This window comes from Endozoicomonas atrinae (assembly GCF_001647025.1).
GTDB classification, from domain to species: Bacteria; Pseudomonadota; Gammaproteobacteria; order Pseudomonadales; family Endozoicomonadaceae; genus Endozoicomonas; species Endozoicomonas atrinae.
On record NZ_LUKQ02000578.1, the window covers coordinates 1 to 1,261 of the forward strand.

The window sequence follows — 1,261 nt, forward strand, 5'->3', positions numbered from 1 at the left end:
AACTTCCAGGTGGTCGGTGATGGCTTTGAGGGCTTCGTTAAACATTGCGGTTGGCCACGTCCTTGACCCACTGCTCGATGGTCTGTTGAACCAGATTGATCTGGCGCTGCTCGATGCCCAGAAATGGGCGTGCAGGAATGACGACTTTCTTGGCAAATACTGTTTGTCCGTTCTTGCCGGGAAAAGCGAGCATCTTCGCTTTCTTCGGTCGCATGGTGGCTCCGAAGTTGTGAACCGCTGCATATTTCACGTTGGTTCCCACTGCCACCTCGTCGTTGCCGGTTTTGTAGCTCAGGCTGTTTCGCAGGCGACCGGTGTCGCTCAGGATCTGCCCGGTTCTGATCTTTAAGGGTGCCCATGGTGTGCCATCCGGTGCATGCTGTCGGCGGAAATTCAGACGGGCGTCGGTGAGTACTGCCCGTCCCAGCCGGGTAAATAGCGGCTTGCGATGCTGGTAAAGCATCACGGTATCCATCAGGTTCTGTATTTCCTGCTGGCCTTGCTCAAGGGATAACATCAGAAGTCCTCCAGGGTATCCCGGGTAAATAGCCGATCGTCCCGGCTGCGGGTGGTGCTGACTTCGGTGCTGGCGGTGGTGGTGGGTAGTGGCAGGACGGCGCTGCCCCGGACAATGTCCTTAAGCAGCTTGACGCTGTCATCATAACGCTTTTCGACTTCGTCCAGCATGCGGCCATCGTATAATCGATAACGGGCAATATCGGCGCAAAGCCTGACCACAATCTCAGGAATAACCGACAGCGGCAGGGTATAACGTACGGCCAGGTAGCTGTCTATTTCGTTGCTGCCATCGGTCAGGGCGGCGTCAATGGCGGCGGCGTCCATAGCACCATCGCCCGGGTCGGTGAGGCGAATCAGCTCGTCCTCTCCAAACCGGGCGATCATGGCGGCGCTGTCGCAGTACTTCATTTTTTACCCTTGCCTTTTGCTGACTTTTCATTAGCATTCGACGCTGGCTCTGATTCAGCGTAGTCAGCATCCAGCGCTACACTATCAGGTGTTGGATCAGAGCCATCTTCTGCATTTATGGGCTCTACCGCTTGACAAGCCAGCAACGCTTCAGCTGCCTGATCGTCCAGCTCCAACGTTTTCCCGACCTGATACAACCTGCCATCATGCCGTACGCTGTGGAGTGCTGTGTATTTCATAGCCACTCCTTAGCTAATGACGTTTTCAAGGTGGTAAGCCACATCGTTGCAAATGATCAGCTCGTCGACTGACTCACCCACTCGAATGGCTTCAC

The 1,261-nt window shown here is 55.2% G+C and carries 3 protein-coding genes; all 3 read right to left on the reverse strand.

All coding sequences use genetic code 11. The features are described from left to right. Nucleotides 1–37: 37 nt before the first annotated feature. The 3 genes from AK963_RS29200 to AK963_RS29210 are packed head-to-tail and all read right to left on the reverse strand — an operon-like array spanning nucleotide 38 to nucleotide 1,166. Nucleotides 38–517, reverse strand: coding sequence for a phage virion morphogenesis protein (locus tag AK963_RS29200; protein ID WP_066018752.1), 480 nt, complete (start codon nucleotides 515–517; stop codon nucleotides 38–40). Beyond that, nucleotides 517–927 carry a gp436 family protein gene (locus AK963_RS29205; protein WP_066018753.1) on the reverse strand — a complete coding sequence of 137 codons (411 nt, stop codon included), beginning with the start codon at nucleotides 925–927 and terminating at the stop codon, nucleotides 517–519. The genes AK963_RS29200 and AK963_RS29205 overlap by 1 nt, the downstream gene beginning before the upstream one ends. Further along, nucleotides 924–1,166 (reverse strand): DUF7210 family protein, encoded by a 243-nt coding sequence (locus AK963_RS29210; RefSeq protein ID WP_066018754.1) that lies wholly within the window; start codon nucleotides 1,164–1,166, stop codon nucleotides 924–926. Before AK963_RS29210 ends, AK963_RS29205 begins: the two co-directional genes overlap by 4 nt. Nucleotides 1,167–1,261: the final 95 nt, after the last annotated feature.